24 protein-coding genes and 1 pseudogene are annotated in these 23,405 nt (G+C 65.9%); 14 read left to right on the top strand and 11 right to left on the bottom strand.

Translation table 11 applies throughout. The features are described from left to right. Window positions 1-273: pseudogene (locus tag ACIP0B_RS22195) on the top strand (hypothetical protein); the annotation flags it as partial. Here ACIP0B_RS22195 and ACIP0B_RS22190 read toward each other — a convergent pair. Genes ACIP0B_RS22190 through ACIP0B_RS22180 form a run of 3 tightly spaced genes read right to left on the bottom strand, consistent with a single transcriptional unit; the run spans window position 270 to window position 2,804 of the window. Continuing rightward, complete coding sequence (locus tag ACIP0B_RS22190) at window positions 270-887, bottom strand: DNA-3-methyladenine glycosylase family protein (protein ID WP_400836041.1); 618 nt, start codon at window positions 885-887, stop codon at window positions 270-272. The pseudogene ACIP0B_RS22195 and the gene ACIP0B_RS22190 sit on opposite strands and share 4 nt — an antisense overlap. 2 nt (window positions 888-889) lie before the next feature. After that, window positions 890-1,687 (bottom strand): isocitrate lyase/phosphoenolpyruvate mutase family protein, encoded by a 798-nt coding sequence (locus tag ACIP0B_RS22185; RefSeq protein WP_400836039.1) that lies wholly within the window; start codon window positions 1,685-1,687, stop codon window positions 890-892. Window positions 1,688-1,721: 34 nt separating this feature from the next. Continuing rightward, window positions 1,722-2,804: a bifunctional transcriptional activator/DNA repair enzyme AdaA gene (locus ACIP0B_RS22180; protein WP_400836037.1), complete on the bottom strand. Its 1,083-nt coding sequence runs from the start codon at window positions 2,802-2,804 to the stop codon at window positions 1,722-1,724. Between the two features lie 109 nt (window positions 2,805-2,913). Between ACIP0B_RS22180 and ACIP0B_RS22175 the strand changes: the two genes are divergently transcribed. After that, window positions 2,914-3,330: a VOC family protein gene (locus ACIP0B_RS22175; protein ID WP_400836035.1), complete on the top strand. Its 417-nt coding sequence runs from the start codon at window positions 2,914-2,916 to the stop codon at window positions 3,328-3,330. A gap of 38 nt (window positions 3,331-3,368) precedes the next feature. Here ACIP0B_RS22175 and ACIP0B_RS22170 read toward each other — a convergent pair whose 3' ends face one another. Then, entirely contained in the window at window positions 3,369-4,052 is a 684-nt protein-coding gene (locus ACIP0B_RS22170; RefSeq protein WP_085639864.1) for a type 1 glutamine amidotransferase domain-containing protein, read from the bottom strand. A 194-nt stretch (window positions 4,053-4,246) separates the two neighbouring features. On the opposite strand from ACIP0B_RS22170, the gene ACIP0B_RS22165 reads away from it, so the two are divergent. Next, the gene (locus ACIP0B_RS22165; protein WP_400836033.1) at window positions 4,247-5,137 is read left to right on the top strand and encodes an AraC family transcriptional regulator N-terminal domain-containing protein; all 891 of its coding nucleotides are present in this window, start codon (window positions 4,247-4,249) and stop codon (window positions 5,135-5,137) included. A 4-nt stretch (window positions 5,138-5,141) separates the two neighbouring features. Here ACIP0B_RS22165 and ACIP0B_RS22160 read toward each other — a convergent pair whose 3' ends face one another. Further along, window positions 5,142-5,762 carry a LysE family translocator gene (locus ACIP0B_RS22160; RefSeq protein WP_400836031.1) on the bottom strand — a complete coding sequence of 207 codons (621 nt, stop codon included), beginning with the start codon at window positions 5,760-5,762 and terminating at the stop codon, window positions 5,142-5,144. 170 nt (window positions 5,763-5,932) lie between these two features. Between ACIP0B_RS22160 and ACIP0B_RS22155 the strand changes: the two genes are divergently transcribed. Beyond that, window positions 5,933-6,520 carry a LysE family translocator gene (locus ACIP0B_RS22155; RefSeq protein ID WP_400836029.1) on the top strand — a complete coding sequence of 196 codons (588 nt, stop codon included), beginning with the start codon at window positions 5,933-5,935 and terminating at the stop codon, window positions 6,518-6,520. Between the two features lie 56 nt (window positions 6,521-6,576). On the opposite strand, the gene ACIP0B_RS22150 is transcribed toward ACIP0B_RS22155, so the two are convergent. From ACIP0B_RS22150 to ACIP0B_RS22140, 3 genes are all read right to left on the bottom strand, one after another. Beyond that, complete coding sequence (locus ACIP0B_RS22150) at window positions 6,577-10,230, bottom strand: hypothetical protein (protein ID WP_400836027.1); 3,654 nt, start codon at window positions 10,228-10,230, stop codon at window positions 6,577-6,579. A gap of 188 nt (window positions 10,231-10,418) precedes the next feature. Next, window positions 10,419-11,252 (bottom strand): AraC family transcriptional regulator, encoded by an 834-nt coding sequence (locus tag ACIP0B_RS22145; protein WP_400836025.1) that lies wholly within the window; start codon window positions 11,250-11,252, stop codon window positions 10,419-10,421. A gap of 35 nt (window positions 11,253-11,287) precedes the next feature. Further along, window positions 11,288-11,791: a VOC family protein gene (locus ACIP0B_RS22140; protein WP_400836023.1), complete on the bottom strand. Its 504-nt coding sequence runs from the start codon at window positions 11,789-11,791 to the stop codon at window positions 11,288-11,290. Between the two features lie 255 nt (window positions 11,792-12,046). Here ACIP0B_RS22140 and ACIP0B_RS22135 point away from each other — a divergent pair, with 255 nt between their 5' ends. The 3 genes from ACIP0B_RS22135 to ACIP0B_RS22125 are packed head-to-tail and all read left to right on the top strand — an operon-like array spanning window position 12,047 to window position 13,863. Then, complete coding sequence (locus tag ACIP0B_RS22135) at window positions 12,047-12,304, top strand: transmembrane sensor/regulator PpyR (protein ID WP_400836021.1); 258 nt, start codon at window positions 12,047-12,049, stop codon at window positions 12,302-12,304. Next, on the top strand, window positions 12,297-13,451 hold the full coding sequence (locus ACIP0B_RS22130; RefSeq protein ID WP_400836019.1) for an NnrS family protein: 1,155 nt from the start codon (window positions 12,297-12,299) through the stop codon (window positions 13,449-13,451). Before ACIP0B_RS22135 ends, ACIP0B_RS22130 begins: the two co-directional genes overlap by 8 nt. Window positions 13,452-13,479: 28 nt before the next feature. After that, window positions 13,480-13,863 carry a VOC family protein gene (locus ACIP0B_RS22125; RefSeq protein ID WP_400836017.1) on the top strand — a complete coding sequence of 128 codons (384 nt, stop codon included), beginning with the start codon at window positions 13,480-13,482 and terminating at the stop codon, window positions 13,861-13,863. Here ACIP0B_RS22125 and ACIP0B_RS22120 read toward each other — a convergent pair. Then, window positions 13,860-14,531 carry a class I SAM-dependent methyltransferase gene (locus ACIP0B_RS22120; protein WP_400836015.1) on the bottom strand — a complete coding sequence of 224 codons (672 nt, stop codon included), beginning with the start codon at window positions 14,529-14,531 and terminating at the stop codon, window positions 13,860-13,862. The two genes, ACIP0B_RS22125 and ACIP0B_RS22120, sit on opposite strands and share 4 nt — an antisense overlap. A 52-nt stretch (window positions 14,532-14,583) precedes the next feature. Beyond that, a complete protein-coding gene (locus tag ACIP0B_RS22115) occupies window positions 14,584-15,732 on the bottom strand; it encodes a GGDEF domain-containing protein (RefSeq protein ID WP_400836013.1) in 1,149 nt (382 codons plus the stop codon). Window positions 15,733-15,837: 105 nt separating this feature from the next. Here ACIP0B_RS22115 and ACIP0B_RS22110 point away from each other — a divergent pair, with 105 nt between their 5' ends. Further along, the gene (locus ACIP0B_RS22110) at window positions 15,838-16,230 is read left to right on the top strand and encodes a GFA family protein (RefSeq protein ID WP_400836011.1); all 393 of its coding nucleotides are present in this window, start codon (window positions 15,838-15,840) and stop codon (window positions 16,228-16,230) included. Between the two features lie 35 nt (window positions 16,231-16,265). On the opposite strand, the gene ACIP0B_RS22105 is transcribed toward ACIP0B_RS22110, so the two are convergent. After that, window positions 16,266-17,096 carry an alpha/beta fold hydrolase gene (locus ACIP0B_RS22105; protein WP_085583531.1) on the bottom strand — a complete coding sequence of 277 codons (831 nt, stop codon included), beginning with the start codon at window positions 17,094-17,096 and terminating at the stop codon, window positions 16,266-16,268. A gap of 226 nt (window positions 17,097-17,322) precedes the next feature. Here ACIP0B_RS22105 and ACIP0B_RS22100 point away from each other — a divergent pair, with 226 nt between their 5' ends. The 6 genes from ACIP0B_RS22100 (at window position 17,323) to ACIP0B_RS22075 (ending at window position 23,298) form a co-directional block, all read left to right on the top strand. After that, window positions 17,323-18,246 (top strand): acetoacetate decarboxylase, encoded by a 924-nt coding sequence (locus ACIP0B_RS22100; protein WP_400836009.1) that lies wholly within the window; start codon window positions 17,323-17,325, stop codon window positions 18,244-18,246. Window positions 18,247-18,251: 5 nt separating this feature from the next. Beyond that, a complete protein-coding gene (locus ACIP0B_RS22095; RefSeq protein ID WP_400836007.1) occupies window positions 18,252-18,935 on the top strand; it encodes a type 1 glutamine amidotransferase domain-containing protein in 684 nt (227 codons plus the stop codon). Window positions 18,936-19,072: 137 nt separating this feature from the next. Then, entirely contained in the window at window positions 19,073-19,528 is a 456-nt protein-coding gene (locus ACIP0B_RS22090) for a (2Fe-2S)-binding protein (RefSeq protein WP_400836005.1), read from the top strand. Between the two features lie 21 nt (window positions 19,529-19,549). Beyond that, window positions 19,550-21,712, top strand: coding sequence for a molybdopterin cofactor-binding domain-containing protein (locus ACIP0B_RS22085; protein WP_400836003.1), 2,163 nt, complete (start codon window positions 19,550-19,552; stop codon window positions 21,710-21,712). 1 nt (window position 21,713) lies between these two features. Next, window positions 21,714-22,292: a hypothetical protein gene (locus ACIP0B_RS22080; protein ID WP_400836001.1), complete on the top strand. Its 579-nt coding sequence runs from the start codon at window positions 21,714-21,716 to the stop codon at window positions 22,290-22,292. A 40-nt stretch (window positions 22,293-22,332) separates the two neighbouring features. Next, entirely contained in the window at window positions 22,333-23,298 is a 966-nt protein-coding gene (locus ACIP0B_RS22075; RefSeq protein ID WP_400835999.1) for a diguanylate cyclase, read from the top strand. Window positions 23,299-23,405: the final 107 nt, after the last annotated feature.

The raw sequence follows: 23,405 nt of genomic DNA, 5'->3' as shown, positions 1-23,405 counted from the left end.
CCTGTGGGAGCCAGCCTGCTGGCGATGGCGGTGGGTCAGGCACCGGAGATGTCGGCGGTGCCGGCCTCATCGCTTGCAGGCAAGCTCCCACAGGGGTTGCGGATGGATGCGGAACCTGTGGGAGCCAGCCTGCTGGCGATGGCGGTGGGTCAGGCACCGGAGATGTCGGCAATGCTGGCCCCATCGCTTGCAGGCAATCTCCCACAGGGGTTGCGGTTGGATGCGGGGCCTGTGGGAGCCGGCTTGCCGGCGATGAACGATGACGCGGTCTAGCGGGTCGGCACCCGCCACAGGTACCAGGCAGCCACGGTGCGGTGCGGGCTCCAGGCCGATCCGATCTCGATCATCTGCTTGCGGGTCGGCTGCACTTCCAGCCCCTTGAGCCGCCGGTAGCCCTCGCGCACGCCGAAATCGTCCGCCGGCAGGATGTCGGGCCGCTCCAGGCTGTAGATCAGCAACATCTCGACCGTCCAGCGCCCGACCCCGCGCAGGCTGACCAGGCGTTCGATCAGCGCCTCGTCGTCCATCGCCAGCGCCGTGGCGTAGTCCGGCACCACGCCGTCGAGCGTGGCCTGGGCGATGCCCTGGAGGGTCGCGATCTTGCCTGCGGAAAACCCGCAACTGCGCAGCCGGTCGAAATCGGTGGCCAGGATCTGTCCGGGCCGGGGAAACGCCTGGCCCGGAAACAGTCCCACCAGACGCCCGACAATCGCATCCCCGGCCTTGGCGTGCAGTTGCTGATAGGCGATCGCCCGCACCAGCGACTCATACGGGTCGCGGGCCGGGTGAGGCTGATGCAGGCAGGGGCCGACGGCGGCGATGTGGCGCTGCCAGTCGGCGTCCAGGCTGGCCAGGAACGCGGTGGCCGCTCGGTAGGCGTCGGACATGGTTACTTCAGCAAACCGTTGACGTCCCCATAGGTGAACGCCTTGAGGTCCCGGGTGTCGAGCTGGCCGCTGGCGAGGAAGCTTTTCACCAGCGACCCCATGGCGCCGTAGAGGAACTCGGCAATGCCGGAGCCGGCGCTCAAGCGGCGCACGCCCAGGCTGCGCAATTCTTCGGGCGAGGGCAGGCCGGGGAAAGCGAGGACATTGACCGGCAGCGCCGTGCCCTTGCAGATCGCTTCGATCTCATAGGCGCTGGTCACCCCGGCGGCGAACAGGCCGTCGGTGCCGGCGGCCTGGTACAGCTTGGCCCGGCGCAGGGTTTCGGCGACGCGGTCTTCGGCCGGCACCAGGCCGCGCAGGTAGACGTCGGTGCGGGCATTGATGAACAGCTTCACGTCACGCCTGTCGGCGACCCGGCGCGCCGTTTCGATCTTGCGCGCCAACAGTTCCGGCGCGCCGCTGCCGTCCTCGATGTTGATCCCGACCGCCCCGGCGGCGATCACTGCGTCGACCACTTGCGCAACCCGTTCGAGGTCGTCGGAGTAGCCCGCTTCGATGTCGACGCTCAGCGGCAACTTGATGACGCGGGCGATAGAGGTCACGGTCGACACCAGCCGCTCCAGCGGCAGCGTGTTGCCGTCCGGGTAGCCATGGGCCCAGGCCACGGCGGCGCTGCTGGTGGCCACGGCCTTGCCGCCCGACTGCTCGACCAGCCGGGCGCCGGTGGCGTCGGCGACGTTGGTCAGGATCAGCAGGCCATCGTGGTGCAGCTGGTGGAATTGAGTGTCGAGCGCGTTCATCGAAATCCCTTCTTTTGTGTGGTGTGCCGAATGGTCAGAAAGCCAGTTGTTGCGTGAGCTGCACGGCGGCGTTTTCCAGCCTGAGCAGGAACGCCTTGCGCGGCTGTCCTCCACCATAGCCGGTCAGCGAGCCGTCTGCGCCGATCACCCGATGGCAGGGCACCACGATCGCCAACCGATTGTGCCCGTTGGCCAGGCCCACCGCACGGCTGGCGCCCGGCTTGCCCAGGCGGGCGGCGATGGCGCCGTAGGTGCTGGTGTGCCCGTAGGGGATCTGCAGCAGCTCGGCCCACACCTGGCGGGCGAAATCGCTGCCGGGCAGGTGCAGCGCCACCGTGAACTCGCTGAGCTGCCCGGCGAAATACTGCGCCAGTTCCGTTTCGATCCGCTGCAGGTGGGCGTTGTGCCCCGGTGCCACCGCATAGCCGAAGCGGTTCTGCAGGTCTTCGACCTCCCGGGTCAGCGCCGGACGGTCGAGGAACTCCAGCAGCACCAGCCCACGGCGCTCGGCCATGGCGATCATCGGCCCCAGCGGAGTGGTCAGGCGGGTGAACAGCAGCGGTTCGCTGGCGGCTGAACGGCCTGGCGTGATGTGGAACGATTTCTGGAAGGCATCGCGAAAGCCGCTCAGGGATTCGTAGCCGGAATCGAACGCGGCGTGGTCGATGGACGTCCCTTGGCGGATCCCGCCCAGCGCCATGCCGAGCCTGCGGGTGCGCAGCCAGGCGTGGAAGGTCATGCCGAAATGCTGCTTGAACCAGCGCCGCAGCTTCAACGGCTCGATGCCTTCGGCGAGCAGTTGCGCATCGCTCCAGCGCACCTCCGGGTCGGCGTCCACGGCCGCGAGCAGCCGCTGCACCCAGTCCGGGGCGATGGCGGCGGCATCCAGCGGCTTGCAGCGCAGGCAGGCGCGGTAGCCGGCGGACAGGCAGTCGTCGGCATGGGCGAAGAACTCCACGTTCTCCGGTTTCGGCTTGCGCGCCGTGCAGCTGGGGCGGCAGAAGATCCCGGTGGTTTTCACGGCCGTGAAGAACACGCCTTCGTAGGCGGTGTCGCGTTCGAGCATGGCGCGAACCATTTCGGCGTGGGGCGGCAGGACAGCGGTCTGTATGTTCATGGGCCGAGGATAAATCCGCTTTTGCGATGGCTCCACCGAAAAATCGACAGTGAATTTTTTTGCCGTTGCACTAGAGTGGTCGGGTCGTTTCAACCCAGGGATTGATTGCATGACGCCTTTCACGATTCAACGCATCGACCACATCGTGCTGCGGGTGGCGGACCTTCAGCGCAGCATCGAGTTCTACGACCGGGTTTTCGGCGCCGAGGTGGTCAAGCGCAACGAGAAGCTGGGCCTGGTGCACTTGCGTGCCGGCACGTCGATGATCGATCTGGTCGACCTCGACGGCGAGATCGGCCGCAAGGGCGGCGCGGCCGCTGGTGCCGAACGGCGCAACGTCGATCACTTCTGCCTGCGCATCGAGCCGTTCGATGAGCAGGCGATCACGCAGCACCTGCAATCGGCCGGCCTCACGGTGGAGAAGGCCGCCACGCGTTTCGGCGCCGAGGGCAACGGCCTGTCGCTGTACTGCTTTGACCCGGACGGCAACCAGGTCGAGCTCAAGGGGCCGTCGCAGGCGGAGTGAACAGGGTGGGGGCGACCTCCGCTGTCGCCCCGGCCGGTTCAGCGGGCCAGTTCCTTGAGCAGCAGGTCCGCCACCGCGCCGCCCGACGCCGGGTTCTGGCCGGTGATCACGCGCCGGTCGGCCACCGCGTAGGCGGCCCACGGCTGGTCGGCCTTGACGTAGCGGGCGCCGCGCTTGACCAGTTCGTCTTCGGTGAGGAAGGGCACGTACTGGTCCAGTTCGGCCAGGCGCTCCTCCTCGTTGGAGAACCCGGTCACCTGCTTGTCCTTGACCAGCGCCTGGCCGTCGGACAGCGTGATGTTCAGCAGGCCCACCGCACCGTGGCAGACCGATGACACGTAGCCGCCGTTCTCATAGATCGCGGCGCTGAGCTTCTGCAGGTCGGGGTTGTCGGGGAAGTCCCAGATCACCCCGTGGCCGCCGGCGTAATAGATCGCCACGTAGTCCGCGGCATTGACCTGGCTGGCCGGCAGGGTGGCGCCGAGCCGGTTCATGAAGGCCTTGTCGTGATACCACGCCCAGTCCACCGGCTCGGCCATGGCCAGGCTGTGGGGATCGATCGGGGTGTAGCCGCCCTGAGGGCTGGTGTAGTCCACGGTGTAGCCCGCCGCCTCGACCTTCTTGACGAAATGCACCGCTTCGCCCAGCCACAGGCCGGTGGCGCGGTTCAGGTTGGGGTACTTCTCGACGCTGGTCAGCACAACCAGAATTTTCCTGGACATCGCAAGACTCCTCTTGTGAATGAGCGACGGTCGTCGCACTGCCGGTGAAGTCTAGAAGCCGTCGGCGGGCGGCCCAATACACAAAATCCCAAATGGCTTGCCCAATCCTCCAGGCACGCGGCGCCGGGCTCGCCCGCTGCGCGCTCGCTGGCCTACCATGGGCCTTTCTGGGATATCGACGGGTGGCAAGGCACATGACGGACGGGGCGAACGTACGCCAACGACTGATCGACCGGTTGCGCGGTCTGGCGGTCAACGACGGTTTCACCGCCGCACCGCTGGACGGCATCACCTACATGCGCGCCGACACCTCGCAGCCCAGGGCGCCGGTGCTGCAGGAACCGAGCTTCGTCCTGCTGGCGCAAGGCATGAAGCGCGGATACCTGGGGGCGGAGACCTACACCTATCACGCCGGCCAGTGCCTGGTGGTGACGGTGCCCATGTCGTTCGACTGCGACACGCAGGTGGGCCCCGACGGCGCGATGCTGGCGCTGGCGGTGCGGATCGACAGCAGCCTGGTCAGCGAATTGCTGCTGACCATGGACGCTGCGCTTCAGGTTCCGGCGAATCCGGGCGCGCGGGGCATGATGATCGCCGACATGGCGCCCGGCCTGCTGGATGTCTTGTGTCGCCTGCTGGCGGCACTGGCGTCGCCGATGGACACCCGGGTGCTCGGTGCCGGGCTGTTGCGCGAGCTGCACTACCAGATGCTGCTGGGCCCCGCCGGCGAATGCCTGCGCTCGCTGGTGTCCCGGCAGGGGCGGTTGGGGCGGGTGCGGCAATCGATCGACAGCCTGTACCGCGACCCTGCCGCGCCGTTTTCCGTGGCGGCGCTCGCCGCCGAGGCGGGCATGAGCCTGTCCGGCTATCACCAGGCGTTTCGCGAAGTGACGGGCTATCCGCCGATGCAGTACCTCAAGAACCTGCGTCTGCACCGGGCCCGTCGGTTGATCGCGCAGCAGGGCTTCGGCAGCGCGCAGGCGGCCTACGAGGTGGGCTACGCCAGCGCGACGCAGTTCAGCCGGGAGTTCAAGCGGCTGTTCGGCTGCCCGCCGTCCGCCATCGGCCGGCAACCGTTCGAGTGAGCCCTCAGGCCCGTTTGGCCATCAGCAGCACCGAAGCCGCCGCCGACAGCAGCCCCGCGCAGCACCGGTTGAAGATCCGCTTGCCGCGCGGTTCGGCGAACCAGCGCCGCATGTGCAGGCCCATGTAGGCGTAGGCGCTGATGGCGATCCATTCCAGCGCCAGGAACAGCAGGCCCAGCACCACGAACTGCGGGGTGATCGGCCGGGCCGGCTCGACGAACTGCGGCAGGAACGCGGTGAAGATCAGGATCGCCTTGGGGTTGCCCGCCGCCACCAGGAATTCCTGGCGGGCCAGGGCCAGGAGCCCGCTCGGCGATTCGCTGGCGATGCCTTGCGCCGTCGGGTCGGCCCGCCACAGCTGCCACGCCAGGTACAGCAGGTAGCCGGCGCCGAGGATCTTGATCCCGTAGAACAGCAGCTCGGACGTCTGCAGCACCACCGCCAGGCCCGCCGCCGCCAGGGCGATCATCCCGGCGAACGCCAGCAGGCGGCCGACCCCGGCCACGCAGGCGCGGCGGTAGCCGTAGCGGGTCGCGTTGCTGACCGACAGCAGGTTGTTCGGGCCGGGCGCCATGTTCAGGGCGAAGCAGGCGGGGAGGAACAGGGTGAGGGTGGCGAGGTCCATGGTGGGGGCTCCGGTGGCGGGTGTGCCTTTTTACCACGCGGCGCGTGCGTTCGAACCCATACAGTCATGCGCGGCCGTTGCGGAACAGGCCAGGGGTGTTTTGTTCAATACGGGCATTGCGCAGGCGGTTAGGGTGACGGCCGGTTCAACGGAAAGGGAGCGGGTGTGCGATGAGTCTGATGGTGTCGATGGCGGCGTTTGCCCTGGTGGCGTCGATCACGCCGGGGCCGGTGAACATTGTGGCGTTGGGGGCAGGGGCGCGGTTCGGCTTTCTGGCCAGTCAGCGGCATGTGGCCGGGGCGACCCTGGGCTTCGTGCTGTTGCTGGTGCTGATGGGGCTGGGCCTGCACGAAGTGCTGACGCTGTGGCCGGCGCTGACGCGGGTGGTGCAGGTGGCCGGGGTGGCGTTCCTGCTGTTCATGGCCTGGAAGCTGTTCACCGATGACGGAAAACTGGGCGCGGGGGAGGCGCAGCGTGCGCCGTCGATGCTGTACGGCGCCGTCATGCAGTGGCTCAACCCCAAGGCCTGGCTGGCCTGCGTGGCCGGGATGGGCGCGTTCGTCGCCGACGGCGAGGCGCGGCTGGTGTGGCAGTTCGCGGCGGTGTACCTGGTGATCTGCTACCTGTCGGTGGGGTGCTGGGCGTATGCCGGGACGTTCTTGCGCGGCTACCTGGAGAATCCCGCCGGGATGCGCCTGTTCAACCGGACGATGGCGTTGTTGCTGGCGGGGAGTGCGGTGTATCTGCTGATCCCGTAGGTTTCGCGCGCGGCCCTTGCCCGGTTCGACAGGGCAAGGGCCTTGCTGAGGTGGCGTCAAGCCAGGCCGCTCAATGCCCCCTCTGAGGCGGGCGCCAGTGGGCTGAAGCGATTGGCGCGCAACTCGTGGACCGCGTATAGGGCCCGGGCGGTGCGACCGTTGCCGTCGGTGAAGGCATGGAAACCTGTGACCGCACCGTACAGCTGTTTGCCGAAGTGTTCATGGCCGGAATCCAGCTTCGGCAGATGCTGGTCGAGCATGATGCTGCCGCTGATGGACGACGGGTAGCCCGTCTCGGGTTTCGGTGTCCGCAGGGCCGGAACGGTGGGGGCGAGGCGTTTGTGCAGTGCCCGCACCACCGCCGGATCACTCAGCGCCAGGCCGTTGCCGCTGTACTCGAGCAGCAGTGCCTTGAGCGTTGCGGATTCATTGCCTTTGGAGCTGGAGGCATTGAGGATCCAGGCTGTCGCTCGGTCCGCATCATCGGTAAGGCCTGTGGGGTTGAATCGCCCTTCTTCGTATACCTGGTGATACTTGGCGTCGCTCAGGCCTTCCGACGTCAGCAACGTTCGATGGTGTTCGTTCAGGGCATTGATGTTTTTGACGTCGATCGTGACCAACGCTTCCATCGACTCGACCACGTTCGTGGTGCTTTGCGCGGTTTCGTAGTGCTTGAAGTAGGTCGATTTGATGCCGCCCAGCAGATCCTGCAGGGGTTGCTTGCCGATCAAGGACTCCAGTGCCTGCGCCGATTGCAATTGCGCCGAGGCTTCGATCAGTGCCTTTTCGAACAAATGATCCAGCTCCAGCAGCGGGATGCCGTCGGGCGGCAGCGCCTTGTCGCCCAGCCGCTTGAGCACCTGCCCGGCGGTTTCCAGCGTTTCGTCCCTGAACAGCGCACGCCCATGCGCCACGGCCGGAAGGGTCATGCGGATCTGGGCGGCGGAGCCGGTCTTGTTCAGGGCCTTGATCAGGTCATAGGCGCCGCTGCCGCCGGTGAACAAGCGCAATTGGTCGGCGCCGGTGCGGGTCATGGCCTTGCCCAGGTGGCTGAGCTTCAGCGCGGTCTTGCCGACGAGTTTGGCGCCGCCGTGAATCAACTGCGGCACGCCGTCCAGTGGGTTGAACAGCGACAGCAACGAACGCGCGACCACCTTGCTCACGTTCAACAGTCTGGAGCTGCTGGCCAGTGCTTTGGTGAACAGTCCGGCTCCGCCTGCAAAAACGGTGACGACAGCGGTGACGTCCATGATGCAGCTGAAGAGGGCGCCGCTTCGCCGTTGCGGGTCGCTGGACGTCGCGTCTTCAATGCAGCCTTTGAAAGGGATGATGACATTCAGGATGGCATCAATCGTTTTGTCGAAGGCTTCGCTCCGTTCTTCGATACCGGTCTTGTCGTATCCGATGGCGTAGAAATGATCGTAGGTCAGCGGAGAACGATGTTCGGCTATCAGTTGGCTGATCTGTTCGAACCGCGCCGAACGGAAACTGCTCATGGGGCTGAAGGAGAAGGGCTGCGGGCCGTCGTTGTAGCCGAGCTGGCCGAACCTCTCCATCCCCATGCCGTAATCCAGTGACTCATCCGTGTTCACGGGTGTTGGCGAGTCACCATAAAAGTAAGCACTCTGGTCGAATTTGGCACTAGGCATTTCCGTTAATTTTTGGAACTCATCATTGTTGCCGTTCGGGTCTTGGTCGGACCATTTGTTCTCATGCAACGCCCATCCTCTGACATAGGCCTTGGCGAGTGCCGGATTGGCGCGGCACAGACCTAGGTGGGGGAACGCTTCAAAACAATGCATCTGACCGTTGTATCTGCACAGAATAACGACGCCGAAAGCCGCGAGATTCTTTTCGCGCCCTTTGGGCCGGCGGCCTGAGTCGACCGGTCCGATCAAGTCATCGCGTACGTAATAGAGGCCAATTCTTCCGCGCTCAAGCGCGGTCCGGTCATCGATCGGCAAGCGTGACATCGCCAGGCGCAGCAATGTCGCAATCCCGGCCTTGTAGCGTTCGGTGTGTGCCTTCGTCCGCGCGGCGTACAAGTCGTTGATGGGCGGCAGTGTGAGGAGATCGGGGTTCTCCTCGTAAATGCTGGTGCCTTGCGTTCTGTCGTACCGTTTCTCTTTCAGCACATCTGCCAGATAGAGATCGATAAGCGGTTCTGAGGTGTAACTGTTCAGTGGCACCCACGCGGACAGTGTTTCCTCGGGGTCTTGCTTGTGAAGCGACAGTTCGTTTGTTGCCAGCAGGCGACGATTTGCGGGTTGAGCGCCGATCGCGTTCTGGGCTTCTTCGAGGGTTTTGATGTGTGCCGAGTATTGCGTGACAGCGTTCTTCACGATGTCCTGTTCCGCATCGCTGTGCGCATCGTCCTCCAGGTCGTTGACCGTTGCCCAGTCCTTGATGCCCTGCAATGTCACCCAGTCGTGGAGGATCTGCTGTTGAGGGCTGGCGGGCGCAATCGCTCCCAGTTCCATCAGCCTCTCATACGACAGGTTGCGGGACAGGCCGGGAGCAATGTTTTCCGCCAGCATGACCGATTTGCGCAGCATGACCCACTCCAGTGAGCCGATCGTCACAGACACGGGGGCATCCACCAGAAACTCCGGCGCCAATCCTGCGAGTATCAGTTCAATTGCCAAGGGGACAGCGGCTTCGTCGACGCCGCTCAACCAGTCCTTCATTCCTTCCCGTACTTGGTAGACGTTGGCTTGCACATTGGCGCGGGCATACAGCAGGGTGCGGCGCAAATCGTTGTTCTTGTCATGTGTGCCAAGGTCGAAATCCTCGATGATGGCGGATACCAGAACCCGGCTGCACAGTTCAATTGGCAAGTCGGTTTCGGCTGACGATGCCTCAAGTCCCAGTGCCTCGATGTACGATTGGGCGATTTGCTTGATAGACGGGAGCTCCAACAGCAGCGGCCAACTCTCTCGTGGGTATTCGCGCAGAAGCGTTGAGGTTCTCTTTTCGTAAAGCGCCCTGCTCAGGTAACTGATCAGTGGTTCCCGGGCGGACGTATTCCTCATTTTCGTAAGTGAGTAGGTGTGCTGATGGAGGACTGAATGTCGGTCTTCATCGATAAACAGTGTCGGCTCGCTGTCCTGATGGACGTCACCCCAGTAATTGCCGTGCTGCGGGGGCGACGGCAGTTCAAGTGTCAGCAATGCAATCAGGTTCTGTATGTCACCAACTGTTTTCGGAAGGTTGAGCTGGTGAAACTCCAGCCAGTTGACGAGTGGGACTGCGTTGGATGAAGAGATGATGCCGCCCGCTACGGCAGCAGCCTTGGCGATGAGGTCGATGTTGTCCTGCTGGCTGGCGAAAGCCCCGCCATCCAGCTTTTCCAGCCTGAGCGAAGAGCCCTGCGGGGACTGGACTTGAAAGGCCTGATGAATCTCTCCTGTCTGATTGACCGTAATCCAGCTGTCGTGGGCGGGCTTCTGTGCGCTTGTCAGTGCCTTGAAAGTTTCCTGCGCAATGGTTCGCCGGAGCAACTGCCTGGCTGAGTGTTGGGCGATATCGAATCGGCTTTTTGTATGTATGAAAGTGCTCAATCCTCGAATATCAACGAGATTTGTTTCATAGAAGTAGGGAGTTTCCGGCTTCTGGAGGAATTCGCTCTTCAGCGTATTGGCAATGGCCCGGCTTTCAGCCTGATCGGCGGACAGTGTTTGCGTGTGCAGCAGTTTGAACCAGTGTGTCATGTCCCGTCCGTACCGAGTGTTTGAAGTCGGCGTAGACTACGTAAGGCTTAACTTCCTGACCGGTAGCTATCGTTTCGGCTTGTAAGTTTCAAGTGAAGTTTATGGCCGCGCCGGCTGAACATGGGCGAGCCACTGAGGGTTGCGGCAATGTTTAACAGGAAGTTATCGGTTGCGGATAACTAAGGCCGTCACCCGCGATATTGCCCGGGCGTCGCCGCCAAGTGCTGTTTGAACACCCGCTGAAAGTGCGCCTGATCGGCAAAGCCCGCCTCCAATGCGACGTCGGCGATCAACTGCCCGTTGCGCAGCCGCTCCCGGGCGAACTGAATGCGCTGATTGACCACATAGGCGTGGGGCGTCATGCCGAAATGCTGCTTGAAGGCGCGGATCAGGTACGAGGGCGACAATTGCGCCGCCGCACAGATGTCGTCGAGGCTGAGCAGCCGCGTGCAGTGTGCCCGGATGAAGGCGGCCGCGTGTTCGAGCTTGCTGTTCGGCTCGCGCACGGGCGGCACCGCCGGGTTCAGGCGGGTTTGCAGGTCGCTGAAGAATTCCACTGCCGCGCTCTCTTTGCTCAGCACGTCTTGCTGATCGTCGACGAGGATGCGGTACAGCCCCTGAAGATCGCGGAAGAGGCCGGGATCGTTTGAATGGGTGGCGCAGAAGCGCCGGAACTCAAGGTCGGCGCCGAAGCCCATCTGATGCTGAAGATCGGTCAGCCACGGCGTTTCGACATACAGCATCAGGTACGACCAGGGCTGGTCGTCGATCGGGTTGCACGCATGCACATCCCCCGGATTCATCAGCACCACGGTGCCGGCGGCGACCTCATGCTGCGATTGCTCGTGCACATAGGTGCTGCGCCCGGCGGTGATGGCGCCAATGGAGAAGTGCGCATGGGAGTGCCGGGCGTAGCAGACGTCCCGGCCATCGGCGATGGCCCGCGCTTCGATGAAGGGCAGGGCGGCGTCGCGCCAGAAGCGCGGCGCTTTCTCAGGGTTCTTGGCGGCAATGTGTCTCATCGTCGTGCATCCCGGCAGGCCAGGGCTGGAGTGTATTAGCTCTGGCCGGCGAACGCCCGCTCCAGTTCGGCGATGTCGAGCTTTTTCATCCCGAGCATGGCCTGCATCGCCCGTTGGGTCTTGGCGGTGTCGGGATCCTGCATCATGTGCATGAACGCCACCGGCACGATCTGCCACGACACCCCGAACTTGTCCTTGAGCCAACCGCATTGCTGCGCCTGCACAGGCCCTCCGGAGGACAGGTTGCCCCAGAAATGGTCGATCTCGTCCTGGGTCTGGCAATTGACCTGGAACGACACCGCCTCGTTGAACGTGAACACCGGCCCACCGTTGAGTCCGGTGAAGCTTTGGCCGTCGAGTTCGAAGCTGACGGTCATCACCGAGCCTTCCGGGCGCTTGTGGAATTCCTGGCCGGCCTTGCCGTAATGGGTGACGGCGGTGATTTTCGAGTGATCGAAGATCGAGCAGTAAAACTTCGCCGCCGCTTCGGCCTGGTCGTCGAACCACAGGCAAGGCGTGAGTTTCTGGAAACGTTGCATGGCGGTTGTCCTCGGCAGGTTAGACACGCTGGATTAACAGCGTAGTCAGTCCGGGGGAGGTGCGGGATGCCGCAGATCGCGCGCAAAGTCACCGGGGTCTAGTCATTGTGACTTGTTTGGTAGTCTTAATGACTCTGTCGGATTCGAGTCATATCGACTCTTGTGCCGGCAAGACCCTGATTTGACGGGGCCTTGAAACTGGCACGGGAGTTGTAACGTTCCAGGCACACATCCAGCCGCACGGGGATACGAAAAATGCTCGCCTTCTTCGAAAGTCCGCTGAACGTCCTGCACCTGTCGAGCCGCGTGCTCGTCGCCGGCCTGGCCTTGCTGTCGGTCGGCCTCTACGGCGCCTACCTGCATCAGGGCCACCTGCCGCTCGGGCTGCTGGTGACGATGCATACCTTGACCGTCATCGGGCCGACCCTGCTCAAGATCGGCTACGTGATGCGGCTGGTCGCGGAGCGCCGCTTGGGGCTTGTGCAGATGCCGGCGAGGGCTTGCCATGCGTAACCTGTCCGATGCACCGGTGTTCAGCATCGGCTTCCGCCCGCTGTTTCTCGCCGGTGCCGGGTTTGCCGTGCTGGCCGTCATGGTCTGGGGCTTGTGGCTGCACGGCCATTGGCTTGCCCTGCAACCGGCGGGCGGCATGCTGGCCTGGCACCGTCACGAAATGCCGTTCGGGTTCGCGGCGGCGATCATCGGCGGGTTTCTGCTGACGGCGGTGCCGAACTGGACGGGCATTGCGCCCCTGCGCGGGTGGCCGCTGATCGCGCTGGTGCTGGTCTGGCTGGCGGGGCGCCTGGCGTGGTGGGCGCCGCTTCCGACCGGTGCGGTGCTGCTGGTGCAAGGCGCGTTCCTGCCGTTGCTGGCGGGCTTGTTGGGAAGGGATCTGATCGTTGCCCGCAAACGGGACAACTACCCGATCGTGCTGGTGCTGGCGCTGATGGCGGGCTGCCAGGCGCTGACGCTGTCCGGCATTTTCCGCGATGACGCCGGCCTGCAACGCCAGGGCGTGCTGGCCGCACTGTGGCTGATCGCGGCACTGATGACCGTGATCGGCGGGCGGGTGGTGCCGTTCTTCATCCAGCGCGCCTTGAACCGGCCGCCCGCGCCGCCGGCCGGTGCTTGGCAGACGCGGCTGTTGCTGCCCGCCAGCCTGCTGATCGCCGTGACCTTCGCCGCCGGCCTCAACGATTCGCCGAGCCTGTGGCTGGCGGCGCTGTTCACCCTGACCGGCGCTTTGCAGGGGCTGCGCCTGATCCGCTGGCATGACCGCGGACTGTGGCGCGTGCCGCTGCTGTGGTCGCTCTACCTGGCCTATGGCTGGATGGCGCTGGCGACCCTGGCCATGGCGCTGTGGCACCTGGGGCTGATCGGGCAGCAGAGCCTGGCCACCCATGCGCTGGCGGTCGGCGGGGTGGGCGGGCTGATTCTGGCGATGATCGCCAGGGTCTGCCTCGGGCACACCGGGCGCCTGCTGCAGCCGCCCAAAGGCATGGTGTCCGGGTTTGCGCTGGTGCTGGCCGCGGCGGCTTGCCGGGTGTGGGTCGTGCCGTTCACGAGCCTGGGCCTGGGCTTGTCGGTGTTGCTCTGGTGCGCCGCCTTCAGCCTGTTCCTGCTGCGCTATACCGGGATTCTGTTCAAGCCAAGGATGTAGCAGGCGTTGCCAAAGCGGCGGGCAATGGATGACTATCGCGCCACTGTTCATCCACCGTTCCGGAGGCGACATGCCGCTGACCGCGCTTTTGTACTGCAATGACCTGGCCGAGACCGAACGCCACTACCGCGACGTCCTCGGGTTCACCGTCGCCGGCTCGGCGGAGTCGACGCTCACCGTCCGGCTGGGGGACTGCAGCCTCGTCTTCACCCAGGAAAACCTCTGGGGCGGCCCGGCAGCCTGTTCCGCCACCTTTTACCTGGTGATCGAGCAGGTGGACCGCTACTTCGAGGCGGTGAAGGACCGGGCGACCATTGCCTGGCCGTTGCAGGACATGCCTTACGGCTCCCGGGAGTTCGGCGTGCGCGATTGCAACGGCTACCACCTGGGGTTTTCCCAGGCCCAGGGCTAGCCCTTCTGTTCGGCCACCAGCAGCAATGACTGCGGCAGCGGACTTTGCGGGTGCTGCGGTTCGCGCAGTTCGGCCAGCCGCCAACCGGCCATGTCCAGGGCGTTGGTCCAACTCGACAGGGTGCGCATGTACCACGGCATCGGTTGCCAGTGCCCCTTGAACCCGGCGAACGACTCCTCGCGCCAGCCGTCCTGATAGTCGCCGGCCGCTGCGGCCCAAGGGTGCAGCGTCTGGATCACCAGCGCGCCGCCGGGGGCGAGCAGGGCGTTCAGGGCGGCGAGCAGCGGGATGATGTCCTGGTGCAGCAGCGAGAAGTTGGCGCAGATCAGGCCGTACCCGTGACCGATGTCCACCCGGCCATCCGCCAGGTCGTCGTAGCTGGCCACATGCACCGGCGCGGAGCCCGCTGCCCGTGCAGCCTCCACCAGCGTGGCGTCGCCGTCCACGCCCACCGCCTCGATCCCTCTTTCGCCCAAGGCCCGCAGCAGCCAGCCTTCGCCGCAGCCCAGGTCCAGCACCCGTTCGGGCTGCCGGCCGAGGATCGCCAGCAGGATCGCCTGGTCGGTGACGGTGAGGCGGCTTTCGATGGCGCCGCTGCGGACCGCCTCGATCCAGGCCGCCGCGTTCCGGTGCCAGCTGTGCAGGAGGGCGGATTCGGGTGTGGGCATGGCGGGCTCCGCAATTGTGGACTGTCGGCAAGGATAGGCCATGGGCCGGGGCCTAGCCGTAATCGGCCACCCGAAGGCTGTTGCGGCCCCCGCGCTTGGAGGCGTAGAGCGCGCTGTCGCCTTGCTCGATCAACGCCGCCAGGCTGGCCGGCGGCTGGTCGAAGAGCTTGACGCCGATGCTCAAGGTCACGGGTTGCGGGGTGACGAAGCTGTGCGACGCGGTCGCGTGGAACTGTTCGCGCAGGGTGTTGCCGAGCGCCATGATCCGCTCGTGGGAGGCATCGCCCGTCAGGATGACGAATTCGTCGCCGCCCAACCGTGCCGCCAGCGCGCCTTCGGGCATTGCCGAGCGGATCAGTTCGCTCAGCGTCACCAGCAGGCGGTCGCCGGCGACGTGGCCGTACAGGTCGTTGACCAGTTTGAAATGGTCGATGTCGATCAGCAGCAGCGCACCGGGCCGGGCGCTGGAGACACCGTCCAGCAGAGGCAGCGCCTGCACTTCGAGGGCGCGGCGGTTGCAGAGGCCGGTCAACGGATCCTGCGCCGCCAGCCGGGCGATCTGCGTTTCCCGGCGGTGGCGCTCGGTGCCGGTCATCGACAGCGCGATCAGCATGATCGCCATCGCCCCCTCGACCAGTGAGACCTGAATGATCTCGCCGCGCAGGGCCGCCAGGTCGATCAGCGTCCCCGGAACCACCGCCGTCAGGGCCTTGGCCACATAGAACAGCCCGTGGATCAGCAGCACATAGCGCAGCTGCACGGCGCCGATGCTCAGCGACTTGCCGTGGGGCCGCAGCAGAAGGCTGGCCCGCAGGGTGACCAAGGCCACCAGCAGCGAGTTGCTCATCAGCATGACCTTCGACCACCACGGGTCGTCCGGGAGCAACAGAAGGCTGAGCCAGGCCAGGGCGATCAAGTACCAGGCCCGGGACAGGCGCTGTCGGGTGAACCGCGCCACCCCCAGCAGAAACAGCCAGTGGGCGACCACCAGCAAGCCGTTGGCGAACCAGATGCCGATCAGCAGATGGCCGCCGCTGCGCAGCAGGGCGAGGGTCGAGCCCACGGTGATGGTGGCGAAACCTGCGCTCCAGCACAGCAGCGAGGGTTCACGGATGCTGCGCCATTCGACCGCCAGGTAAAGGGCCGCCGCCGCTGCCAGGGCGGTGGAGATGGTCAGCATCGTGAGGGGGTCGAGCGCCATGGACGGGCGGGCCTGCGTGGGAGGTGAAATGGCCACGATTGTAAGCGTTCGCCCTGTCGGCTGCTATTTTCACTCACCGGATATTCCATTTTGCGGAGGTGCAGCATGGATCGGTTCACGGGCGGTTGCCTGTGCGGCGAGGTTCGCCTCGAAGCGACGGGCCGGCCTTACCGGGTGGGCATCTGTCATTGCCTCGATTGCCGCAAGTTCCATGGCGCGCTGTTCCATGCGTCGGCGATCTTTCCCGAGGACGCGGTGACGGTCACCGGCCGGCCCGGCAGCTACGGCGGGCGGTTCTTTTGCTCGCGCTGCGGCTCGTCGGTGTTTTCCCGCTCGGGGGATGAGATCGAAGTGAACCTGGGGTCGCTCGATGCGCCGGACCAGTTGCAGCCGACCTATGAACTGTGGACGGTGCGGCGCGAGTCGTGGCTGCCGCCGTTCGCGCTGGCCAGGCATTACCCGCGCGACCGCGAAGGGGCGGGGCGGGCGGAGGAGTAGGCGGCCGGGGCCGTCCGGCCCCGGCCGCCGTTGCATCAGCTGCGGATGAACGCCAGCAGGTCGGCGTTGATGGTCTCGGCGTGGGTCGTCGGCATTCCGTGGGGGAAGCCCGGATAGATCTTCAGGGTGCTGTTCTTCAAGAGCTTGGCCGACAGCACGCCCGAGTTCTCGTAGGGCACGATCTGGTCGTCGTCGCCGTGCATCACCAGCACCGGGATCGTCACGCGCTTGAGGTCTTCGGTGAAGTCGGTCTGCGAGAAGGCCACGATGCCATCGTAGTGGGCCTTGGCGCCGCCCATCATGCCCTGGCGCCACCAGTTGAGCACCACCGCCTCCAGCGGCTTGGCGCCGGGCCGGTTGTAGCCGTAGAACGGCCCGGCGGGCACGTCGTGGTAGAACTGCGAGCGGTTCGCCGCGAGCTGCGCCTGCAAATCGTCGAACACCGATTTGGGCAGGCCGCCGGGGTTGGCGGCGGTCTTGACCATCAGCGGCGGCACCGCGCTGATGATCGCGGCCTTGGCGACCCGATCCTCGCCGTGCCGCGCGATGTAGTGGATGACTTCGCCGCCGCCGGTGGAGTGGCCGACGTGCACGGCCTTCTGCGTGCCCAGATGGTTGACCACCGCCGCCACGTCGTCGGCGTAGTGATCCATGTCGTGGCCGTCCCAGACCTGGCTCGAGCGGCCGTGACCGCGGCGGTCGTGGGCCACCACCCGAAAGCCCTGGGCTAAGAAGAACAGCATCTGCGCGTCCCAGTCGTCGGCGCTCAGCGGCCAGCCGTGGTGGAAGTGGATCACCGGGGCATCCTTGGGGCCCCAGTCCTTGTAGAAGATCTCAACGCCGTCTTTCGTGGTGACATAGCCCATGTTCGCGACTCCTCAAAACAGGGTGGTTTGTTGACAAGCGTTATCAACTCTAGGATTGAAGCGGGCTTTAAGGTCAAGGAATTTACGAACGGTCGTGGGCCTCGCCGATCAGTCCCGTGAATGACGGACGACAGGCGCCATCGGCTTGACCTTAAAGTTCGGTTGAATCTTAGAGTGAGGCGCACCGGCTCTCTGCCGGGCCACTCACCGAGAAAGGTCAGCCAACATGAGCAAGCGCTTTACAGAGGTCGAATTCGGGTCGCACAAGGTCGAGGTGCTGGAGGGCGGCTACTACGACCGCTTCCGGATGAACCCCGACCTTGACCAGGTGGCCCGCGACAAGGCGGCCGGCAACATCGACTTCTTCCGGCGCATTCCCAAGCAGCAGGTGGCGTCCCGCGTCGGGCCGACCTGGGCGCCGAACTTCTATTACCGCTCCGGCAGCGTCCAGTTGCTGTTCCTGGCGCCCCTCGACCGGTTGCGCGCCACGTTGCCGGCACCGCTCGAACCGCTGCGGGCCTTTCCCGGCTACGGGCTGGTGGCGCTGACGTTCTTCACCTACTCGGTGTGCGACAACGACCCCTATGACGAAGTGTCGGTGGCGGTCGTCGTGCGCCGTCCCGATGCCCGGGGCTCCCACGCACTGGAGCTGATGGACGCCATGCGCCGGCGCAGTTTCACCGCCCACGTGCTGGCGCTGCCGGTGAACACCGAGATCGCCCGTGTGCGCGGCGTCCACGGCTATCAGTTGCCCAAGTGGCGCGCCGACATCGAGGTCGACATCGGCGCCGAGGTCAGCGCCCGCATCGCCGGGCCCAAGGGCCTGCCGGACCTGGTGCTCAAGACGCCGCTGCCGTCGCTGACCCACGTGCAGCCCCAGTCGCGGATGAGCAGCGCCACCATGATCCATCAGGTCGACGGGCTGTGGCACCAAAGCGTGGTGCAGAGCAACACACTATCCTTTGCCCAACGCCTGTTCCCCCGAAACGTGCGGCTGGAGCGCAACGGCGGGCCGCTGAGCCAACTGCTCGACGGCCTGGGGGCTTCGCGGATCCTGCGCCTGGACGTGATCAAGGATGCGCAGATCGTGCTGAACCTGCCGGTGCCGCTGAACGCGTTCGGCCAGGCCGCCACCCACCGGAGCGAGTGATCGAAATGACCCGCCGGATCCTCCATGTCGTCACCAATGTCGCCCACTACGCCGACCCGTCCGAGCCGACCGGGCTGTGGCTGGGTGAATTGACCCACGCCTGGCAGGTGTTCGCCGCCAAGGGCTTCGAGCAGCGGCTGGTCAGCCCGCTCGGCGGCGCCAGCCCCCTGGAGCCGCGCGCCCTGAAGTGGCCGCTGCTCGACCGTTCGGCCAGCGCCTGGCTCAACGATCCGGCGAGCATGGCGCGGCTGGCCGACACCGCCAGCCCGGACCAGATCGACACGGCCGGGTTCGATGCGATCTATTTCACCGGCGGGCACGCGGTGATGTGGGACTTTCCCGAGGACGCCGGCCTGCAGCGGCTGACCCGGGAGATCTACGAGCGGGGCGGCATCGTCTCGTCGGTCTGTCACGGTTACTGCGGATTGCTCAACACGCGGCTGTCGGACGGCAGCCTGTTGGTGGCCGGGCGCAAGGTCACCGGCTATTCGTGGATGGAGGAGGTGCTGGCCGGGGTCGCGGGCAAGGTGCCGTACAACTCGGAGCAGCAGATGAAGGCGCGTGGCGCGCGCTACGAAAAGGCGTGGCTGCCGTTCACCTCCAAGGTCGTCGCGGACGGCCGACTGGTGACCGGGCAGAACCCGCAGTCGGCCAAGGCCACGGCAGAGCGGGTGGCGGCGATGCTCTGAGCGCATGACCGGCGGTCGCGGCGGCTGGCCGTCGGGGCAAATTGCGCTTAGCTCAAAGGGATAACCGAGGCGCGCGCAGGCATCGACCGCCGCAGCGACGCCCCCTTCAGAACACCGTGAGTCTGAGGAAGTCCCCGATGCTGACCTTGAACATCAACGGCAAGGATCAGGAGCTCGATGTCCCGGCGGACATGCCGTTGCTCTGGGTCCTGCGCGACGTCGCGCACCTGACCGGCACCAAATTCGGCTGCGGCATGGCGCAGTGCGGCGCCTGCACCGTCCACGTCGACGGCGCGCCGATGCGCTCGTGCATCACGCCGGCCACCGCCGTGGCCCACGGCCAGAAGATCCTCACCATCGAAGGCCTGTCCGGCGACGGTTCGCACCCGGTTCAGCGGGCCTGGGCCGAGCTGGACGTGGTGCAGTGCGGCTACTGCCAGTCCGGGCAGATCATGTCCGCCGCCGCCTTGCTGGCGAAGATCCCCAAACCCACCGACAGCGACATCGACCAGGCGCTCTCCGGCAACATCTGCCGCTGCGGCACCTATCCGAGAATCCGCGCGGCGGTCAAACGCGCCGCTGACATCGGCTGAGCCCGGCAGGGGAGGTGAGCGATGAACGGTTGCGTATCCCGTCGGGGATTTCTCAAGGGCAGCGCCGTGCTGGGCGGCGGGCTGGTGGTGGCGTTCACGGTGCCCGGCGGGCACCGCTTCGCCAGGGCGGCGGACAATGAAGGCAAGGTGTTTGCGCCCAACGCCTTCCTGCGCATCGGCGCCGACGACAGCGTCACCGTGCTGCTGGGCCATTCGGAAATGGGCCAGGGCATCTGGACCGGCCTGACCATGCTGATCGCCGAAGAGCTGGACGCCGACTGGTCGAAGATCCGCGTCGAGCATTCGCCCGCCTCGGCGGCCGACTACGGCATGCCGGCGTTCGGCGGGATGCAGATCACCGGCGGCTCGACCTCGACCTGGATGGAGTTCGACCGCTATCGCCTGGCCGGCGCCACGGCGCGGCAGATGCTGGTCGAGGCGGCGGCCAAGCGTTTCGGGGTGGCGCCGTCGGCGATCCGCACCGAGTCCGGCGTGGTGATCGCCGGCGACCAGCGCGCCACCTACGGCGAACTGGCGGACGCCGCCGGACAATTGCCGGCGCCGGATCCGAAAACCATCGTGTTCAAGCAGGCCAAGGACTGGAAAGTCATCGGCAAACCCACCAAGCGCCTCGACACCCCGGAGAAAATCACCGGCCGCGCCAAGTTCGGCATGGACGTGCAGTTCGACGGGCTGATGACCGCGATGGTCGCCCGGGCGCCGGTGTTCGGCGCCACCGTCAAATCCTTCGAAGGCGCCGAGGCGCTGGCGGTGCCCGGCGTGCACAAGGTGGTGCAGGTGCCCAGCGGAGTGGCGGTGATCGCCGAGCACTACTGGGCGGCGAAGCTGGGCCGCGATGCGTTGAAGGTCGATTGGGACCTGGGGCCCCACGCGGACCTGAGCAGCGAGAAGCTGCTGGACAGCTTCCGCAAACTGGCGGCCACCCCGGGCACCTCCGCCAGCCAGGCCGGGGACGCCAAGGGCAACTTCGCCAAGGCCGCGAAGAAGATCGACGTCGAATACAGCGTGCCGTACCTGGCCCACGCGCCGATGGAGCCGCTCAACTGCACGGTGAAAATCAGCGCCGACAAGTGCGAGATCTGGACCGGCACCCAGTTCCAGACGTTGGACCAGATGATCGCCGGCAAGATCACCGGGCTTAAGCCGGAACAGGTCGAGATCCACACCGAGTTCCTCGGCGGCGGCTTCGGCCGGCGGGCCAACCCGACCTCGGACTTCGTCGCCGAAGCGGTGCAGGTGGCGAAGGCGGCGGCCATGCCGGTGAAGACCGTGTGGTCGCGGGAGGACGACATCCGCGGCGGCTACTACCGCTCGATGTTCCTGCACCAGGCCCGGGTCGGGCTCGGCGCCGACGGCCTGCCGCAGGCCTGGCAGCATGTGCTGGTCGGGCAGTCGATCATGACCGGCACCTTGCTGGAAGCGACCATGGTCAAGAACGGCATCGACCCGACCTCGGTCGAAGGCGTGGCCGACAGCCCTTACCTCAAGGCGCTGGCGCACCGGCAGGTCGAGCTGCATTCGCCGCAGACCGGCATCAATGTGTTGTGGCTGCGCTCGGTGGGGCACACCCACACCGCGTTCGTCATGGAGTCGCTGATCGACGAGATGGCTGCGGCGGCGGGCAAGGATCCGGTGGAGTACCGGCGCACCTTGCTCAAGGCCCATCCGCGCCATCTCGGCGTGCTCAACCTGGCGGTGGAGAAGGCCGGCTGGAAAGCGCCGCTGCCCGACGGCCACGCCCTCGGGGTGGCGGTGCACGAATCGTTCGGCAGTTACGTGGCGCAGGTGGCCGAGGTGTCCCAGGACAACCTGGCGATCCGCGTGCACCGGGTGGTGTGCGCGGTGGACTGCGGGATTGCGGTCAACCCGCAGAGCATCGCGGCGCAGATGGAGTCGTGCATCACCTTCGGCCTGGGCATGGCGCTGCGCAGCAAGCTGACCGTCAAGGACGGGCGGGTGGTGCAGTCCAACTATCACGACTATCAGGTGCTGCGCCTGAACGAGATGCCGACGGTCGAGGTGCACATCGTGCCCAGCACCGACAAGCCCGGCGGCATCGGCGAGGCGGGGGTGCCGCCCACCGCGCCGGCGGTGGCCAACGCACTGTTCGCCCTGACCGGGCAGCGCCTGCGGGAACTGCCGCTGCAACTGTCGGGGGTGTGAGATGAGACGCCATCTGCTGTTGGGCACGGTGATCCTGATCGGCCTGGGCGGTTACGCCTCGGATCTGTTCGCCGACGATCAGGACGCCTTGAAGGCGTTCGGCACGGTGCAGAAGGTGTTCCAGAGCCCGCGCTGCCAGAACTGCCACATTCCCGGCGATTCGCCGCTGCAGTTCGACGCCGGCACGCCCCATGCGATGAACGTGGTGCGCGGGCTGGACGGCAAGGGCGCCGCCGGGCTGCCCTGCGCGACTTGCCACGCCGAAAGCAATCCGCCGGCCAGCTACGGCCCCCATGCGCCACCGGGGGCGCCGCACTGGAGCCTGCCGCCGGCCGCGCACAAGATGGCCTGGATCGGCCTGCCGCCGGACAGGCTGTGCGCCATGATCAAGGACCGCGCCAGCAACGGCGACCGCGACTTCGCGGCGCTGATCAAGCATGTCAGCGAGGACAAACTGGTGCTCTGGGGCTGGAACCCCGGCGCCGGGCGCCAACCCGTTCCGGTGCCGCACGACCTCTTCGTCGAACAGTTCAAGCTATGGGCCGGTGCCGGCGGGCCGTGTCCGGTGACGGGCGGCTGATGGTCTACGCTCAGGGGCAGACCCCTCAATGGAGTGAGCGATGTTGCCCCCCGGAAAACCCTTCAATGAGCAGGCCCGCGTAGCGACGCTGCATGGGCTCAATGTCCTCGACACCGTGCCTGAAGAACGCTTCGACCGCCTCACCCGCCTGGCGCGGCGGGTGTTCAACGTGCCGATCGCGCTGGTCAGCCTGGTGGATGCCGAGCGCCAGTGGTTCAAGTCGTGCGTGGGCCTGGACGCCACGGAAACCGGGCGCGACGTGTCGTTCTGCGGCCATGCGATCCTGGGCGATCAGATCCTGCAGGTCGACGATGCGGCGCAGGACGAGCGGTTCCACGACAACCCGCTGGTCACCGGCAATCCCGGCATCCGCTTCTATGCCGGTTGCCCGCTGACGGTCGGCGACGGCAGCAAGCTCGGCACGCTGTGCCTGATCGACACCAAACCCCGCCAACTCGACGACGAAGAGCGCGAACTGCTGCGCGACCTTGCCCGGATGGCCGAGCAGGAACTGATGGCGGTGCAGATGGCGACCATGGACGAGCTGACGCTGCTGTCCAACCGCCGGGGCTTCAAGGCCTTGGCGCAGCACGGCCTGGACGCCTGCGCCCGGCTCGGCAAACCGGCGACGCTCCTGTTTTTCGACCTCAACGACTTCAAGCAGATCAACGACCTGTTCGGCCACGCCGAGGGCGACAGTGCCCTGAAGACCTTCGCCGACGTGCTGCGCATCGCCTTCCGGGAGAGCGACGTGGTGGGCCGGCTCGGCGGCGACGAGTTCGTCGCGTTGCTGACCGGCTCCAGCCATGTCGAGACCACGGCGATCATGGTGCGGCTCAAGGAAATCCTCGACGAGCGCAACGCGACCCTGCAACGCGGCTACGACATCCGCTTCAGCGTCGGGCAGATCGAATACGACCCGCAGCGGCACGACACGGTGGACCGGCTGCTGGCCGATGCCGACGGGGCGATGTATGCGCATAAGCAGGCATTGAAGCGCCGTTGACCGCAGCGGGCTTGCCCGCGATGGCGGTGGGTCAGGCAGCAGAGATGTCGGCAGTGCCGGCCTCATCGCCAGCAGGCTGGCTCCCACAGGTTTTGGTGGTGTGCATC

This window comes from Pseudomonas sp. NPDC089534, assembly GCF_044749305.1.
Lineage (GTDB): Bacteria > Pseudomonadota > Gammaproteobacteria > Pseudomonadales > Pseudomonadaceae > Aquipseudomonas > Aquipseudomonas ekonensis.
This window is presented reverse-complemented; position numbering and strand designations above follow the sequence as displayed.